11 protein-coding genes are annotated in these 16985 nt (G+C 70.1%); 5 read left to right on the forward strand and 6 right to left on the reverse strand.

The window, feature by feature from the left end; all coding sequences use genetic code 11:
* Positions 1–171 precede the first annotated feature (171 nt).
* Positions 172–849 (forward strand): TetR family transcriptional regulator, encoded by a 678-nt coding sequence (locus ABZ642_RS09440; RefSeq protein WP_360479707.1) that lies wholly within the window; start codon positions 172–174, stop codon positions 847–849.
* Between the two features lie 335 nt (positions 850–1184).
* Here the strand turns inward: ABZ642_RS09440 and ABZ642_RS09445 are convergent, their stop codons facing one another.
* Positions 1185–4838: a tetratricopeptide repeat protein gene (locus ABZ642_RS09445; protein WP_360479710.1), complete on the reverse strand. Its 3654-nt coding sequence runs from the start codon at positions 4836–4838 to the stop codon at positions 1185–1187.
* Positions 4839–4841: 3 nt separating this feature from the next.
* Positions 4842–5174, reverse strand: coding sequence for a hypothetical protein (locus ABZ642_RS09450; protein WP_360479713.1), 333 nt, complete (start codon positions 5172–5174; stop codon positions 4842–4844).
* 337 nt (positions 5175–5511) lie between these two features.
* Here ABZ642_RS09450 and ABZ642_RS09455 point away from each other — a divergent pair, with 337 nt between their 5' ends.
* Positions 5512–6090, forward strand: coding sequence for a DinB family protein (locus tag ABZ642_RS09455; RefSeq protein WP_360479715.1), 579 nt, complete (start codon positions 5512–5514; stop codon positions 6088–6090).
* A 26-nt stretch (positions 6091–6116) separates the two neighbouring features.
* Here the strand turns inward: ABZ642_RS09455 and ABZ642_RS09460 are convergent, their stop codons facing one another.
* Both ABZ642_RS09460 and ABZ642_RS09465 read right to left on the reverse strand, forming a co-directional pair.
* Complete coding sequence (locus tag ABZ642_RS09460) at positions 6117–7118, reverse strand: LacI family DNA-binding transcriptional regulator (protein WP_360479718.1); 1002 nt, start codon at positions 7116–7118, stop codon at positions 6117–6119.
* Between the two features lie 64 nt (positions 7119–7182).
* Positions 7183–8517, reverse strand: coding sequence for a GH1 family beta-glucosidase (locus ABZ642_RS09465; protein WP_360480199.1), 1335 nt, complete (start codon positions 8515–8517; stop codon positions 7183–7185).
* 310 nt (positions 8518–8827) lie between these two features.
* Here ABZ642_RS09465 and ABZ642_RS09470 point away from each other — a divergent pair, with 310 nt between their 5' ends.
* Entirely contained in the window at positions 8828–11047 is a 2220-nt protein-coding gene (locus tag ABZ642_RS09470) for a glycoside hydrolase family 9 protein (protein WP_360479721.1), read from the forward strand.
* 128 nt (positions 11048–11175) lie between these two features.
* Complete coding sequence (locus tag ABZ642_RS09475; RefSeq protein WP_360479724.1) at positions 11176–12165, forward strand: glycoside hydrolase family 6 protein; 990 nt, start codon at positions 11176–11178, stop codon at positions 12163–12165.
* A gap of 34 nt (positions 12166–12199) precedes the next feature.
* Here ABZ642_RS09475 and ABZ642_RS09480 read toward each other — a convergent pair whose 3' ends face one another.
* A complete protein-coding gene (locus ABZ642_RS09480; RefSeq protein WP_360479727.1) occupies positions 12200–14161 on the reverse strand; it encodes a DUF2264 domain-containing protein in 1962 nt (653 codons plus the stop codon).
* Positions 14158–15192: a LacI family DNA-binding transcriptional regulator gene (locus ABZ642_RS09485; RefSeq protein ID WP_360479730.1), complete on the reverse strand. Its 1035-nt coding sequence runs from the start codon at positions 15190–15192 to the stop codon at positions 14158–14160. The genes ABZ642_RS09480 and ABZ642_RS09485 overlap by 4 nt, the downstream gene beginning before the upstream one ends.
* Positions 15193–15497: 305 nt before the next feature.
* Here ABZ642_RS09485 and ABZ642_RS09490 point away from each other — a divergent pair, with 305 nt between their 5' ends.
* The gene (locus ABZ642_RS09490; protein ID WP_360479733.1) at positions 15498–16985 is read left to right on the forward strand and encodes an extracellular solute-binding protein; all 1488 of its coding nucleotides are present in this window, start codon (positions 15498–15500) and stop codon (positions 16983–16985) included.

Below are 16985 nucleotides of genomic sequence, written 5' to 3' on the forward strand. Positions count from 1 at the left end.
TCCTTGCGAGTCGTGGCCCAGCGCACTGGGGCTTGGAAGCAGTCAGGCGCCGGGCGGAGGCTGGTCCAGGGCGATCGGCGGTTCCGCCCCACCTAACAGACCGGCGGGCTCTTCGAGCATAAGAGACCTGCGGTCTTTACGCAAGGGACCGCTGGTCTGTAACATATGGGTATGAATACGTTCCAGCGCGCCAGAAGCGAGGAGCAGCGCGAAGTCCGCCGCCGGAGCATCCTCGAGACGGCGGCGACCATGCTCAGTGAGATGCCGGTCTCGGCCGTGAGCCTCAACGAGCTCAGCCGCCGCGTGGGACTGGCGAAGTCCAACGTCATGCGCTACTTCGAGTCGCGAGAGGCGGTCCTGCTGGACCTCCTGGAGAGCCTGACCCGCGATTTCCTGGCCGAGGTGGTCGATCAGCTGCCCGCCTCCATCGACCGGACCGGTTCCGCGATCACGAGAGCCGAGTCGGTGGCGTCAGGTCTGGCCACATCGTTCGCGTCCCGCAAGATGCTCTGCGAACTGCTCAGCGCCCAGGCCGGCATCCTTGAGCACAACGTCTCCGCCGAGGTGGCCGCGAGATACAAGCGGGGGGCCCACGACGGTCTTGCCGGACTGGCGGACATGCTGCGGGAGATCCTGCCCGAGCTCGGCGACCGGGAGGCCGCCGAAGCAGCCAGCATGACGATCGTTCTCGTCGGAGCGTTGTGGACGCACAGCCATCCGGCGGAGGCCGTGCGTGCCGCCTACGCCGGCGATCCGAGTCTCGTCTTCCTCCGAACCCCCTTCGCCGCGACGCTCGAACGTTCGATCGCGATCTACCTGACCGGGCTGCTCGCCCACTCCGACCGGTGATCCCGGCCGAACCGACCGGGCGCGGACTCGAGCACCGCGTTGGCAGAGGTCCCGCGTGACCGTCGGCTCGCGCCGATCAGCCATCCCCCTCCGTCACCTTCCGCCTCGGATCCGCGAGTTGACGGAGCGGGGCGCAGGCAATGATCTGGGCCACTCGGGGGTCTGAAGAACTGCCCGGCCTCCGCCGACGCCTCAGCGGCCTCCACGCCTCACCGCCGGTCATCGCTGTCAGTCGACATCAGCAGGGGGAAGTGCTCCGCGCGGCGCCGACCGGCAGTTCACTTCCACCGTGGCGTACATGGAGGAGGCGCACTAGGCGTGCTCACCGTCGGTGGTCATCCCGGGCGGTTGCCGGGCGGGATGCCATGGTTGCGGGCGCGTCGGCTGTAGGGCGCCGACACGAACTCCTCCAGCCCGAGATCACCGCCCGCGACCTGGCCGTCCAGGTGCCGGGCGAAGCCGACGACATCCGCCTGCCCCTCGCCCGCCAGCCAGTGCAGGACGAGGGTGAACACATCGCCCAGAAACTGCATCTGTACGGGACTGCTTTCCCGACTCCGGGCGGTGACGACCGCCGACAGGTCGCCGAGGCGCCGCTCGGTCGTGGCGAACGTGCCCGTCTCGATTGCCTTCTTGAACGCGTCGACCACAACCGGCAGCACCTTGGACCACAGGTGCTGCTCGACCGCGGCACAGAGCGTGCTTCCCCACACCGCCGCCGACCACAGGGCGTCCGCGTGCTGAAGCCGCGTGGCGCAGTCCGCGAGCGAGGCGAGCATGGGCGCGGCCAGCTCCCAGGCACCGATCCCGACGAGGAGCCCCACCGAGTCCCGGTAATGGCCCAGCGCCTCGGCGTCCCTGCCGCGCAGCCTCAGCGTCTCGGCGACGTCCCAGTGGAAGCTCGCCGTCTCCCTCGAGATGCCGAGCTTCTCCGCCCGCGCGAGTCCGATGGAGGCGTACCGCGCGGCGATGTCGAGGTCGCCCTTGTCGCGGTGGGAGGTGCACAGCCTGCCCACGGCGGCCAGTTCCTGCTGGTCGTCATGGTTGATGCGCGCCAGTTCCAGTGCCTTCGTGGCAGCGGCGATCGCGGCGTCCGGATCACCCGCGATCTGGTGGAGGATCGCCTCGTCGAGTATGAAGGCGGCCTGCTGCGTCCGGTTCTCCAGCTCGAGCGCGCGGGCGTAGCCCTCCCGGGCATGGCGCATCGCCTCGTCGTAGCGCTGGAGCCGTTTGCTCAACTGGCCCAGCACGCCGACCGTTTGGAGCAGCCCGTTCTTGTCGTCGCGCCGGAGGTACAAGTCGTGTGCCTCTTCGGCCAGCAGCCGGGCTTCCTCTCCCTGGCCGTGCCGCATCTGGAGCTGTGCCATGCGCAGCAGGAGGTTCGGGCGGTTTTCGCAGGCCTCGCCGTAGGCCACGCTGCGCCGGAAGTCGGCCAGTGCCGCCGCCAGGTCGTCGAGCCGCTCGTGCCGAGTGCCGGTCAGCTCGAACCGGGTGGCCCATCGCTGGTCAGCGGTCTCCGCCGGGAGGTCCAGCCGATCCAGCAGGCCGTCGATCCGCGCGACGAGCTGCTGTACCGCCTCCTCGCCGGCGGTGTCGTCCCTGGCGGTCAGCGCGAGCTCGTCCAGCAGAACATCCAGGTAGGACAGCGTGTCGCGGTGAGGTGTGCGCTCGACGGCACGACGCAGTCCCGTAATCTCCTTGTGCAGGAGGCGGGCCATGGCGCCGTGGTCCCGGCGGGCTACGCGTGCGAGCATCGCGCACTCCGCGAGTGCGGCCTCGCCGGCGGTGGCGGCCCGGTCCCGCCACTGGTCCAGCCGCCCGTTCGCGGTGCCCACGTAGATGTACGACCGCTCGATTCCGGCGGGCAGCCCAGTGCCGACGATGGCCTCACAGACCGGGGTCTCCTCGGCCGTGATGCGGTGCACGACCATACGGGCGAAGTCGGCTGCCCGCTTCGACGGGATGCTCCAGAGCGAGCCGATGTAGCCGCGGGCGCCGACCCGGACGAACTCCCGGCCGACGCCCGTCCAGGACTGGCAGGAGTTGTTGAACACGATGGGCCGGTGGCGCAGCGTCAGCCACTGCGGAATGCGCCAGTTCTCCAGGGCGAACCGCTCGCCCAGCACGATCCCGTCGTCCGTGCCGTGCGTGTTGAAGAACAGCAGCTCCACCGGCAGGTCTTGGGGCAGCGCCATCAGAGCACCGAGCATGACCTTGTCCGGTCCCGGCAGCAGGATGGGATGGGTGAAGTGGCCGCCCACTGAGCGCATCACGTCCTCGGTCTCCGAGATCCGGAAGAACCCGGGGTCGAACACGAGGCTGAATGTGCCGGCCGATCGTTCGATGCCCTCGCCGTACACCTCGTTGAGGATGATCAGGACGGGATCGGCTGCGACGTGCCCGATGGGCTTGCGCGACCAGTCGGCCTCCGCGGAGCGGACGAACGAGTACGGCAGACCGGTGGTGAACGCGGTGAGCCTGCGCTCGCCGACGGAGGCGAGCGCGGCCGGCGGGACCTGCGCGGTCACCGCCTCTTCCAGGGCCCGATAAGGGTTTCTGCCGCCGGTGGACAGCCATCGCCGCAGTCTCCCGCCGGCGTCGACGCCCTTCGTCTCCTCGTCGAGGCGCGCGCCCGCGGTGATCCGCCGCTGCTGCTCGTCGACCGCTCGCCGGACTGGCTCCAGGTCCGGCGGTGGCGTGACCACCAGGCGCGCGCCGCGGTGATGGGCGTACACCGCGCCCAACAGCGCGTTCACGTCGGCGGTGTTCTCGACCAGCGTCGCCTCGTCGGAATCCGGATTGGTCTCCGCGAACAGCTCGTCGAGCGGTGTGCCGGGACCGTCGACCGCACGCAGGGCCGCGCCGGTGCGCAGCGCGGTGAACAGCGCGGCTACATAGCTCGCGCGGTCGTCGGTGGAGACCTCGATCGTGCGCTCCGGCTCGCCGCCCGGCTCGCGCAGCGACTGCCAGGCGACGCTGGTGAGTTCGGCCAGTCCGCTCCACCGCAGGCGCAGCTTCTCCGGGACGTCCGCGAACATCCCGTCGTCTGGGTCGCCCTCGTCCTCCCCGGTGTGCGCGGCCCACAGGCGGTTCGCCCCTCTGCGGAGGGCGGGGTCGAGGGTGTTGAGTTCCTCGGGGCTGAAGTCGGAGAGGAACACGGCACGTTCGACGCTCATCCGCGACAACAGCCCGGACACCATCTCGTTGTGCTTGGCCCAGGACCGGTATTGGCTCAGCGCCTTGCCAAGCCGCTGGTGCTCGGCTATGTCCAGCAGGGTCTGCCGCTGCACCTCCGGACCACCGGCCAGTACCTCGTCCAGACCCAGCCGCGCACCGATGCTCCGCATCGACTTGTCCTGACTGCTTTTGAACTCCTCGTACAGCTCGATGAATTCCGCCTCGGCCATAGGCGGCGGTTCGACTGCGACGATGGGCGTCAGCCGGTCCGCGGGGAGGCAGGACGCCACGACGGCCGCCTCCCGTATCTGGTCGGGGCGGCACACCACGACCGTGTCACCGACGTTGAACACTGGCAGGCTGGTCAGCGCCAGGACCACCTCGGAGCTGCCTGCCGGTAACGACAGGCGCACCTCGTCGCCGTCGATCGCACACGGCACGGCCGCCTCGACGGTGAGCGTGACCCGACCGGGCAGGGAGTAGGCCACGCCCCGGTCGAACGGTTTTGGGGTCCCCTTCACCTTCAGGCACCAGTCCACCGGGACGTCCAGGTCAAAGCGCAGTTCGAGCGCAACGGCGGGTCCCTCGTCCCGCGGTGTGACCAGTTCGAGTTCCCGCGTGCCCGCCCCGAGGTGCTGCCTCACCCGCGTGGTCGCCAGCTCTGCCACGGGCAGCGCTGCAGGCCGCACCCCCGCGCCGAGCATCCGCTCTCGAAGGGGGAGCGGCGACTTGCGGTGCATGTCGAGCAGGGCCGCACTGAGGAGACCGCCGTCGAAGCGGAACCTGATCCCGTGCGACAGGCCGAGATCCACGGCCTACAACCCGTACACGTAGGAGTCGACCAGCGAGTACCGCGTGACGGTCGGCGGCCACGAGCGCAGCTGCGTGCGGGCGCGCTCGCGTCCCTTGCGCACGATGGAATTCACCAGGACCGGCGTCGACACCCCGACGTACAGGGCGCCCCAGTAGGTGGTCGCCGGCAGCGCCAGCGCCAGGACACCGCCGAGCGCCGAGAAGGCGAGCGAGACTGTGAGGTAGAACCACGACCACTGGAACCGTTCGGGATCGTTGCGGATCTCGTAGAGGCGAACGATCTCCGGCGCCAGCGCGCCGACCATACCCAGCAGGAACACGGCCGCAGAGCTCATTCTCCGCATCGTACCTGAGAGTGATCGACGACTCACGACTGAGGGAAGACCAACTCCGTGTTGTCATAGGGGACTTTGGGCTTGGTCTTCTCCTCGGACGCTGTTCGGAGGCCGGCCCGTCGCACGACGCTCAGCGACAGCGCCAACCGACCCACTGGGGTACGGCTCGATCTCACTCATCCCGCCGACCAGGCCCGGCACCATCAGGTGGAGACGAAACGCACCTCCTGCCGGCGGGGCGGGCCTACTCTGTGACTCGCGGTCACCGCATGATCTTCAGTTTTCACACGCCGATGATCAACGGTGGCCGTATCTGTCGGCGAACCTGGAGCAGCCAATGACCTCGCCCGGCCCCGTCACCCGCGACCTGCTCGAAACCTTCGAGGACGTGCGTTCCAGAACCTTCGCTCGCCTTGACGGGCTCACCGACGCCGAATATCTGTGGGAGCCCGTCGCCTCCTGCATGACGCTCAGGTCGGCTGCGGGCACGATGTTCCGTGCCGACCCGCGATCCGCAGGTGATGTGCGTCCGGCGCCGTTCACGACGATCGGGTGGCGTGTCTGGCACATCGGGGCGGACTGCCTGCGCGGCTATGGACGCTTCTTCGGTGACGATCCCCAGGATGAGGACCGGCATCTGTGGCCGGGCACGGCGATCGAAGGCATCCAGGCGCTGGCCAACGACTGGACCCGGTTCCGCAACCACGTCGAATCCCTCGGCGATGACGGTCTTCTCCGGCCCATGGGCCCCGTCGCTGGTGTCTACGGTCACGAGAGCTACCTGCTGCTGGCTCTGCACGCCTTGGACGAAGCCTCTCACCACGGTGCCGAACTCGGCGTCCTTCGCGATCTTTATCTGCACGGCTTCGCCATCGAGCGACGGGCAGACCGCGACGAGGTCAACCCGGCACCATGACCCTCGTCAGGCTTCGGACTGCCGTGCTACGCGGATCCCCTGATGACCAGGTCCGTCGGCAGGATGAGAGGCGTCGGCTCCTCGCCGCTCAGCACGCGTACCAGCATGCGGGTCATCTCGCGGCCGAGGGCCACGATGGGCTGGTGGATCGTCGTCAGGGCCGGCTGGGTGTGCTGGGCTGTGAGGATGTCGTTGAACCCGACGACCGCGACGTCCTCGGGGACGGCGCGGCCGCGCTCGCGCAGGACCCGCAGGGCGCCGGCGGCCATGGCGTCCGAGGCGACGAACACCGCGTCCAGGTCCGGGTGTTCGTCGAGCAGGCGGGCAGTCGCCGCGGCGCCGCCCGCCTCGCTGAAGTCGGCGTGGGCCACGCGGTGGTCCGTCAAGCCGGCCACGGCGACCGCCTCACGGAAGCCCAGGTAGCGGGAGACGCCGGCGTGCATGTCGAGCGGGCCGGTGACGGTTGCGATGGCGCGGCGGCCCGTCGAGATCAGGTACTCCACGGCCTGGCGGGCCCCGCCCCGGTTGTCGGCGTCCACGTACCAGCGCGGGGCCCGGCCCAGGGGGCGGCCTCCGTGCACGACGGGGACGCCGCCTGCCTCGGCCACCTTCGCCAGCGGATCGTTCTCGCGCAGGGCCAGCAGCATGACGCCGTCCGCACCCCGCGACTGGAGGATGCGGGCGAGCCGGGCCCGGCCCCGCTCCGAGGCGGCCAGGACCAGCAGCAGTTCGAGGTCGGTCTCCTCGATGACCGCGTTGACACCGGTGATCACCTCCGCGAAGAAGAGGTTGGCGAACAGCGCGGGATCGTCGCTGGAGATCGCCAGCACCACCGCGCCGCGGCGCTGCGAGGCGAGCGAGCGGGCCGCGACGTTGGGCACATAGCCCAGCTCCGCCACGGCGCTCTCCACTGCCTGCCGTGCCTTCGTGCTGACGTGCCGGCGGTTGTTGATCACACGCGAGACGGTTCCGACGGACACCCCGGCGCGCAGCGCCACCTCGTCGAGCGTCGGCGGCCGTCTGGTCATGTGGGGGCTGCTCCTGTTCGTACGGGCGGGGTGGCGAGTAGCAGCACTGTAAGCGCGAACCGCGTCACAGGCCGCTGCGGCGGATGACCTCGGCGTACCAGCGGGCGCTGTCCTTGGGCGTGCGGCGCTGGGTCGTGTAGTCGACGTGCACGATGCCGAAGCGGGGGGCGTAGCCGAAGGACCACTCGAAGTTGTCCAGCAGCGACCAGACGAAGTAGCCCTGCAGCGGCACGCCACGGCTGATCGCCTGTGCGCAGGAGCGGAGATGGCCGTCCAGGTAGGCGATCCGGTCCGTGTCATGCACCCCGTCGTGCTGCACCACGTCGTCGAAGGCGGCACCGTTCTCCGTGATGTACAGGGGTACGGCCGGGTAGTCGTTCTTGAGGCGCAGGAGGAGCTCCAGGAGTCCCCTCTCGTCGATCTCCCAGCCCATCGCGGTTCTCGGACGGCCGCCGTCGGCGATCCGGACCAACGGTGAGCCCACATAGGCGGTTTGGTTCGGCGTCGAGCTGCCGGCGACCAGCATCGGTGCGTAGTAGTTGATGCCGAGGTGGTCCAGCGGAGCCCCGATCCTCTTCAGGTCGCCGTCGTGGATGTGCCCGAAGGCGGTGACTTCGTGGAGGTCGTCGAGCACGTCGTCGGGGTAGGCGGCGCGCAGCAGCGGGTCGAGGAAGAGACGGTTCTGCATGCCGTCGATGCGGCGGGCGGCGTCCAGGTCGGCGGGCTCGGCGTGAAGCGGGGTGACGTGGGTGAGGTTGAGCGTGAGGCCGACGCGGGCCTCACCCCGTATGGCCTCCGCGGCCAGGCCGTGTCCGAGCAGCAGGTGGTGGGCGGCGCGTACGGCGGCCGCGGGTTCGCGGCGGCCCGGGGCGTGGCGGCCCGTGGCGTAGCCGAGGAAGGCCGAGCACCACGGCTCGTTGAGGGTGGTCCAGTGGGTGATGCGGTCGCCCAGCGCCTCGTGCGCGAGCGCGGCGTACTCGGCGAACCGCTCGGCGGTGTCCCGGACCGGCCAGCCGCCGCCGTCCTCCAACGGTTGGGGCAGGTCCCAGTGGTAGAGGGTGGGCCAGGGCTCGATGCCGTGGTCGAGGAGGGTGTCGGTCAGACGACGGTAGAAGTCAAGGCCGCGCTGGTTGACCGGGCCGGAGCCGGCGGGCTGGATCCGGGGCCAGGCGAGGGAGAACCGGTAGGCGCGCAGGCCGAGTTCGGCCATCAGCGCGATGTCCCCGGAGAAGCGGTGGTAGTGGTCGGCCGCGACGGCTCCGGTGTCACCGTCCCGGACGGCGCCCGGGGTGGCCGCGAAGGTGTCCCAGATGGAGGGACCCCGGCCGTCCTCCGTGACCGCGCCCTCGATCTGGTAGCTCGATGTGGCGGCGCCCCACAGGAAGCCGGGATCGAACATGCTCACTGAGTTGAACCTCCACCTGCGAGAAATTGAGAGCGATGACAATCGGAATGCTGTCGTTCTGGGTGCGAATCTCACCACTGACCTGGGTTGACGCCGCAGCTCGGCCGGTGCTTGCGCGATGCTTCCAGCGAAAAACTGGAAGCGCTTACAGTCGCAGGCTAGGAGCGGCACGTTCGGTCTGTGAAGTGTTCGGACACAGAAAAGACTCCCGTGTTCCAAGGCTTGACAGCCTCGGTGCCCCCGCCGAACATCTGGCACTGACGCCGAAGCGAGCCGGGAACCCTACGATCGAGAAGGGCCCGGTATGTCCCACAGAGCCAGATGGGGTGCAGCCTTCCTCGCACCCGTCCTGACCGTCGCCCTGGCCGCGACGCCCGCGCACGCCGCGGACTACGAACGGGTGCTCAACGGCACGTTCGACAGCGTGAAGACCCCCTGGTGGAGCAGCGCCAACACGCCGTCCACCATCGACCTCGGCCGGCTGTGCGCCGACGTCCCCGCAGGGACCGTCAACGTATGGGACTCCATGATCGGCCAGAACGACATCCCACTGGAGGCCGGCCGGCCCTACACGCTGCGCTTCACCGCCTCCGCTACCCGGGACGTGTCCCTCCACGCCGTACTGCAGCTGCCCGCCGCACCGTTCACGACCACCCTGAACAAGACCGCCGCCGTCACCAGCACGCCCAAGACCTTCCAGTTCACCGGCACGTCCACGAGCGCCGACCTGCACGCCCAGCTGTCCTTCCAACAGGGCGGCGCCACCCAGCCGTTCACCCTGTGCCTCGACGACGTCTCCCTCACCGGCGGCGCGACACCACCCGGCGGCGGGCGCGACTTCGGCTCCCCGGTGCGTACCAACCAGTACGGCTACGCCGTCCACGGTCCCAAGAAGGCGTCCATCGTCGACGCCTCGGCGACGCCCGTGCGTTGGCACCTGCTCGACGCCGCGGGCGCGGTCGTGAAGACCGGACGCACCCACGTGCAGGGCACGGACGCCGCCTCCGGCGACCATGTGCACATCGCCGACTTCAGCTCGGTCCACACGGCCGGTACGGGCTACACGCTCGCGGTCGGTACGGCGACCAGCTATCCGTTCGCCATCGCGGACAATCCCTACACGGCCCTGCGCAAGGACGCCCTCGGCTACTTCTACGCCGTCCGCAGCGGCACGCCCATCGAGGCCCGGTACGCCGGTGACGCCTACGCCCGGCCCGCCGGACACGTCGGCGTGGTACCCAACAAGGGCGACACGGACGTGCCCTGCCTGCCCGGTACCTGCGACTACTCGCTGGATGTCCAGGGCGGCTGGTACGACGCGGGCGACCAGGGCAAGTACGTCGTCAACGGTGCGCTCGCCGACTGGCAGTTGATGGACGAGTACGAACGTTCCCGCAGCCAGGGGGACACCGCGGGGCTGCGTGACGGACTGCTGAGCATCCCGGAGAACGACAACCGCGTCCCGGACGTACTCGACGAGTCCCGCTGGGAGACGGAGTTCCTGCTGAGCATGCAGGTGCCCGCGGGTGAGCCGCTGGCCGGCATGGTTCACCACAAGGTCCACGACTTGGCCTGGACCGCCCTGCCCACCCGGCCCGACCAGGATTCCCAACTCCGCTACCTGCACCCGCCGTCCACGGCCGCCACCCTCAACCTGGCAGCCGCGGGTGCTCAGTGCGCCCGGGTATGGGCCCGCTACGACGGGGCCTTCGCACGCAGGTGCCTGACCGCGGCCAAGTCCGCCTGGAAGGCCGCGCTCGCCCATCCCGACGTGTACGCCCCGAGTGGCGACAGCGTCGGAGGGGGAGCGTACGCCGACACGGACGTGTCCGACGAGTTCTCGTGGGCCGCCACCGAGCTGTACGCCACCACGCACGACCCTGCCTATCTGTCCCGGATCGACACGAAGATGACCTCGGCCGGGTTCTCCTGGCGCGACACCGGCGCGCTCGCCGATCTCACCGTCGTCCGGCTGCCGAGCCGCTTCCCGCACCGCATGGTCGCCGCCGCCCGCAAGCGGGTCCTCGCCGTCGCGGACGGGTTCGTACGGGACGAGCGGTCGCAGGGCTACCCGAACCCCAACCTGCCCACCGACGGCGCCTACGTCTGGGGCTCGAACAGCGTCACCGCGAACAACGCCATGGTCATCGCGACCGCCTACGACCTCACCCACCGGGACAGCTACCGCAGTGCCGCCCTGGAGTCGCTGGACTACCTCCTCGGCCGCAATGCCCTGAACCAGTCCTTCGTCACCGGCTACGGCACCCGGGTCAGCCACAACCAGCACAACCGCATCTGGGCCCACCAGATCGACCCCAAGTTGCCCAGCCCGCCGCCTGGTTCACTGGCCGGCGGCCCCGACTCCGCCCTCCAGGACCCGGTCGCGCAACAGAACCTGGTCGGCTGCGCCCCCGCCACCTGCTACATCGACGACATCTACGCGTACTCGACCAACGAGGTCGCCATCAACTGGAACTCCGCGCTCGCCTGGGTGGCGGCCTTCGCCGCCGACTCCGCGCGCTGAGCACCGCGGCCTGAACGCCGCGGCCTGAACGCACGTACCGCCGTGGCTCCGCCCGCGCCTGGACGAGCGCGGACGGGGCCGAGCCGAGGGGCCCACGGCAGCCCCGCCCCCAGAGATAGGGACTCACCATGCGCTGGAAAGCCCTGCTCAAAACCGCCTCACTCAAAACCGTCACGCTCCGAACCGGCCTGATCTGCCTGCTCGTCGCACCGATGCCGCTCCTGGCGGCCGGTCCGGCGGCCGCCGCCGACCCCGTCTCCCTGACGAGCGGCTTCTACTCCAACCCCGACTCCGGCCCGGCCGTCTGGGTCCGCAACAACCCCTCCGACACCCGTGCCGCAGGTATCCAGTCGGCCATCGCCTCCCAGCCGATCGCCCGCTGGTTCGCCGCCGAGAGCGGGGGCATCGGACCGGCCGTCGCCGGCTATGTCGGTGCCGCCGACAGCCACGACAAGCTGCCGGTTCTCGTCGCCTACAACATCCCGCTCCGGGACGCGTGCGGCGGCGAGTCGTCCGGCGGCGCGGGCAGCGTGGCCGAGTACCGCACCTGGATCTCGACCTTCGCGGCAGCGGTGGGCGACCGCCCCGCGGTGGTCGTCATCGAGCCGGACGCCCTGTCGGACTTCAGCTGCCTGACCAGCGCGCAGACCACCGACCGACTCACGATGCTCGCCTACGCCGCCCAGATGTTCCAGCAGAAGGCACCCAACACCTGGGCCTACCTGGACGCCGGACACACGAACTGGGTCGCCCCCGCGACCATGGCGAGCCGGCTGAAGTCCGCGGGCGTGGCCGCCGTTCGCGGCTTCGCCCTGAACGTCTCGAACTTCTACACCACCTCGTCCTCGGAGACCTACGGCAACTCGATCAACTCGGCGCTCGGCGGCGGCTCCCACTTCGTCGTCGACACCAGCCGCAACGGCAACGGCTCCAACGGCGAATGGTGCAACCCGGCCGGGCGCAAACTCGGCGTCACCGCGCGCGTGGGCGGCGGCGAGGACCTGCTGCTGTGGGTCAAGACACCGGGCAACTCCGACGGACAGTGCGGCATCGCACCGACGGTCCCCGCCGGGCAGTTCAGTCCCGCGATCGCCGTCCGTCTCATCGACGGCACGTGATTGGGGCGTACGGCACCTGATCGCGACCTGCCGGTCAACTCGGCGGCTCCAGGCGCACGTTGTCCTGGGTGCCGTCGGGCCAGGCGACGGAGACGAGCGCGGTGCCGGCACCGTCGTGACAGACCTCCAGCCGTACGCCTTCGGCCGCGCCCGCCCCCTCGACCGCTCCGGAGAGGCAGACCAACGCGGCGTACACCGTGCCCGGTTCGACCTCCGCGGCCGTAGCCAGCCAGGGCGTCGCCGAGTGCGGGCCGAAGGCGTTGGCGTCCCGCGCGGTGGCGATGCCCGCCTGGTCGAAGCCGCGCAGCCCAACCACCGTGCTGGCGATACCGGTTGGGCGCCGCACCCAGGCGACAGGACCGGTCTCCTCGTACCCGAGCGGCGGTTCGGCGGCGGCCAGACAGTAGCCGCCGAGCCGTAGCCGCAGCGGTTCCTGAACCGGGCCGTCGACGCGCGCGAGCCGTACCTCCAGTGGGCCGTTCAGCATGGACGCCGTCGTGATCCACGGGCCCGTACGGAAAGCGGGCGCGGGGTCGTGGGCGTACGGGGCGGGTACCGGGCCGAGCGGCCAGTGGGCGCGTTGTCGGGAGATGGCGGTGCGGACACCCAGGTGCAACCGGGTCAGCGGGCGGCGATGAGAAGGCCGCCCCTCGGCGTCGAGCAGGGCGACGTGCGAGTCGAGCGGGTCGTTCAGGCTCGCCTCCGTACTGTCGGGCGCGGCGTGCGAGGCGTAGGCCAGGCGGCCGTAGGCCGGGTCGTCCGCCTCGGCGTCGACGCCGTCGCCGACGGCGTGGTCGCTGCCGTGGTTGACAACGCGTACGACCCCGTCGATGGCAGTGCCGGAGACGAGCCACCCCGGGGCGGTCAGCGTCCGCCGCACGTCCCGGGTCTCGATCGGCAGCGCCTCCTCTTTCTCCGCCCACACCGGATGTTCGGCGGGCAGCACCAGTCCGGCGAAGCCCTTGCTCGACCAGTACGGCGAGCCCGGCCCGGAGTACGGCTGCCGGATGGCCGGGAACTCCCCGTGCCAGCCCAGCGGTTGCAGCCCGCGCCCGTCGAAGCAGCCGGCTTCGGTGAAGTGCCGCAGGACCCCGCTGGCCAGGCGCCGGGTGCGGCCCGCCGGCAGGGGAGTGGCGTCGAAGACGGCTCCGGTCCACAGCGGGCACAGCATCGCGTAGCGGTACGTGAGGGAGCGGCCCTGGTACAACGGGGCGCCGTCGGCCGCCACGAGGTGCTGGGCGTCGTCGAGGTAGCGGCGCAGCCGGGCACGATAGCGGGGGAGCAGGGTGGAGTCCGCTGCGGTGCCGGAGATGCGGCAGTACCACAGTGGGTAGTACTGCATGGCCCAGCCCGAGTAGTAGTCGAAGTGCCGCAACGTGCCGCCCCTGCCGCCCCCGTCGGCGTACCAGCCGTCGCCCGCGTACCACTCCTCCGTCCGTGCGATCGCGTGGTCGATGTCGGGCGCGCTCCACGGCGCGCCGACCGAGCGCAGGAACGCCGACGTGATCGCCCGGAACCAGACCCAGTTGTTGTCGGGGACGTCGCTGCCGAGCAGGTCCGTCATCCAGGCGACGATCCGCTGCCGTACGCCGTCGTCCAGCCGGTCCCAGATCCACGGCCGCGTCTCGTGCAGCGCGATCGCCACCGACGCGCACTCCACCTTGGCCTGCCCGCACTCACGCAGGCTCGGCCAGCGCTCCGGCGAGCGCGGATCGGTGCCGGCGGCCAGGCCCTCGGCGTACCACGCGGCGTGGCCGCCCGGGTCGGTGTCGCCGGAGTGGGCCAGGCGGAAGCCGGCGAGCAGGAAGGTGCGGGCGAAGCCTTCGAGGCCGTCGCTGTGCCGGCCGTTACGGCTGACGGGTCCGGGCAGATGGAGCAGGGCGTGCCGGTCGGTGGCGTACGGGCGGACGGCGGCCAGCTGCGCGTCGGCCAGCGCCTCCCAGTGCGCACGCGTCCAGCCGGTGTACGGGGAGAGGAGCCGGTCTTCGGGTATCAACTATCCGCCTTTCCGACGGTGTTGAGGCGGGCTGGGGGCGCCACCGACTGGCGTACGACGACGTGCGAGCCGAGCACCACACGGCGGCTCGGCGGATCGGTGGGGCGGCGGTGCAGGGCGAGGCGGGTGGCGGAGCGGCCGAGTTCCTGCTGGGGGACATGCACGGTGGTCAGTCGCGGGTAGAGGTCCTCGGCGAGCGGGATGTCGTCGAAGCCGACCACGGAGAGGTCGCCGGGGACGGAGCGGCCCAGGTCGCGGGCGGCGGCGATGGCACCGGCGGCGCTCATGTCGCTGGCGCAGAAGATGGCGGTGGCGTCGGTGCCGGTGAGCAGCCGGCAGGCCGCTTCGTATCCTGACTCGCGCGTCATGTCGCTCTCGGCGACGAGCGCCGGATCGGGTTTGATGCCGTGCGCGCGCAGTGCCCGTTCGTACCCTTCGAGGCGCTGGCCCGCCACGCTGAACTCGTGCGGACCCGCCAGGTGGGCGACCCGGGTGTGCCCGGCGGAGAGCAGGTGGCTGGTGGCGGCGAAGGCGCCGCTCTCCATGTCGCACTCCACCACGTCCACTGGCGCCTTCGCGCCCTTCCACGGCCGGGCGCAGAGCACCAGGCGGGCGCCGGCCCGGTCCATCCCCTCGGCGGCCGCGGCGAGTTGGGCGAGATGTTCCTCGGTCTCGGCCATGCCGCCGACCAGGATGATCGCCTCCACGCCGCGCTGACGCATCAGGTTGATCACCGACAGCTCGCGCTCCGGGACACCCTGGGTGGAGCAGACGAGGCAGACCCGGCCGTCGGCGACGGCCTGCTCCTCCACTCCGGAGGCGACGTTCATGAAGAACGGCGAGGTGATGTCGTTGACCACCATCGCGACCATCCCCGACGCCGTGCTGAGGGAACGGGCGTTGGCGTTGACCACGTAGTCGAGGTCGCGCGCGGCCTGCATGACCCGCTCGTGCGTAGCCGGGGGCGCCGTGTACGCCCCGCTGAGGATCCGCGAGACGGTGGCGACGGACACGCCCGCGCGCGATGCCACGTCACGAATCGTCGCCCGCCCCGCGGAACCCCGACCTTGAGCCATGCTCTGCTTCTCCTTGCCCCGGTGAACAGCCGATGTGAGTAACACCGATGAAAAAGTTACACAACTTGTCAGAGTTTCTCTATGCCCTGGCAGAGATCGGGGCTACCGGGCTTCTGGCGCCGCGAGGATCGACTCGTCAAGCGTCGTCGAACCTCTTGACGGCCATGACATGCACCCTTAGCGTCCCGGTTACTGTAAACGGTTCACTGAACGTTACGCGCCGATCGGCATCCCTCTTCTCCGCCTCGGAGGAACACCAGATGACATCGTCGAACGTCTCCAGACGCGGCCTCCTGCGCACCGCCGCACTCGGCGCCGGCACCCTCGCCCTGGGCGGCGGCCTGACCGCATGCGGCTCCGGCTCCTCCCCCTCGTCGGCCAACGCCCTCACCTACTGGGACTGGTACGTCACCCAAGCTCCCTGGGTCGACAAGGAGATCGATCTCTTCGAGAAGGGCCGTAGCGGCGTCAGCGTCAAGAAGACCACCCAACAGAACGCCAAGTACGCCGACTTGGTCGCGCTCGCCAACCGCAGCGGCAACCCGCCGGACGTCTTCATGATCCCGCAGGTGCCGAGCGTCGCCGAGCAGGTCGCCAAGGGCTGGCTGCGGCCGCTCGACGAGTGGGCGACACCGAAGTGGCAGTCGCGCTTCCCCGAGGGCACCTTCCTGGAAGGCGCCAACGTCTTTGACGGCAAGGTCTATTCGGCCCCGCTGAAGGGCTCGGGCCCGCTGTACCAGCTCTACATCCACCACGGCGTCTTCAGGTCCGTCGGCCTGACGAACCCGGACGGGACCGTGAAGACACCCAGGACCTGGGACGAGGTGACCAGCGCCGCCCAGACGATCACCAAGAAGAGCGGTGGCAAGTCGTACGGCCTCGGCTTCGGCAACGCCGACGGCATCGGCGTCCTCGCATGGTGGCTGGACCTGTTCGTACGCGGCGCCGGCGCCCCCGGCGGCGCCCCCACCGGCGCGGGAACCGGCATGGACTACCGCGTCGGCAAGTGGACGTTCGGCACCGACCGCTCGTACGCGGACTTCCTGGAGCTGTTCGTCGAGTGGAAGAAGCGCGGCTTCTTCCACCCCAACTCCGTGAGCCTGTCCGACGAGGCGGCCCGCGCCTTCTTCGAGCGCGGCAAGTTCGGCATGACCGTCGGCGGCGTGTGGAACCAACCCGAGTGGACCCAGCACAAGTTCACCGACTACAGCCTCGTCACCCTGCCCTCGCCCACCGCGACCCCGCAGGGCTACTACTACGCCGACCCGGTCGGCAACGGCTCCTTCGCCGCGGTCTCCGCCAAGAGCAAGAAGGCGCACCAGGCGTTCCAGTGGCTGGACGCGCTGACGTCCCCCGCCGCCGGACGCCGCTGGGTGCAGGACCTCAACGGCGTCTCGGCCCACCCCGCGAACAACGACCCGCACGGCATCGACTCCAAGCCCTTCGCCGCCTTCGTCGGCATGACCCAGCAGGTGCTGCGCGGCCCGGTGCCCCTGGTACGCAACCCGGAGCTGGCCGGCGTCGCGCCCGGCGCTCCCAAGCCCGACATCGGCGATGTGGTGACCGGCGTCTACACCGGCCAGATCAAGGACGTACAGAGCGCGTTGAGCGGCCTGGCCGACAAGAAGTTCCAGCTCCTCTCCGACGCGGTCGCCGCCGTGGCCAAGCAGGGCAAGAAGGTCAGCACGTCCGACTACGTCTTCGCGGACTGGGACCCCACCAAGCCGTACTCCACGAAGAAGGCCTGA

Origin of the sequence: Streptomyces sp. NPDC007157, assembly GCF_040634235.1 — a bacterium.
Lineage (GTDB): Bacteria > Actinomycetota > Actinomycetes > Streptomycetales > Streptomycetaceae > Streptomyces.

Excerpts from the sequence above, each read along its gene's own strand:
- ABZ642_RS09440 (WP_360479707.1), top strand. The coding sequence starts at position 172 with ATGAATACGTTCCAGCGCGCCAGAAGCGAGGAGCAGCGCGAAGTCCGC.
- ABZ642_RS09450 (WP_360479713.1), bottom strand. The coding sequence starts at position 5,174 with ATGAGCTCTGCGGCCGTGTTCCTGCTGGGTATGGTCGGCGCGCTGGCG.
- ABZ642_RS09455 (WP_360479715.1), top strand. The coding sequence starts at position 5,512 with ATGACCTCGCCCGGCCCCGTCACCCGCGACCTGCTCGAAACCTTCGAG.
- ABZ642_RS09460 (WP_360479718.1), bottom strand. The coding sequence starts at position 7,118 with ATGACCAGACGGCCGCCGACGCTCGACGAGGTGGCGCTGCGCGCCGGG.
- ABZ642_RS09465 (WP_360480199.1), bottom strand. The coding sequence starts at position 8,517 with ATGTTCGATCCCGGCTTCCTGTGGGGCGCCGCCACATCGAGCTACCAG.
- ABZ642_RS09470 (WP_360479721.1), top strand. The coding sequence starts at position 8,828 with ATGTCCCACAGAGCCAGATGGGGTGCAGCCTTCCTCGCACCCGTCCTG.
- ABZ642_RS09475 (WP_360479724.1), top strand. The coding sequence starts at position 11,176 with ATGCGCTGGAAAGCCCTGCTCAAAACCGCCTCACTCAAAACCGTCACG.
- ABZ642_RS09490 (WP_360479733.1), top strand. The coding sequence starts at position 15,498 with ATGACATCGTCGAACGTCTCCAGACGCGGCCTCCTGCGCACCGCCGCA.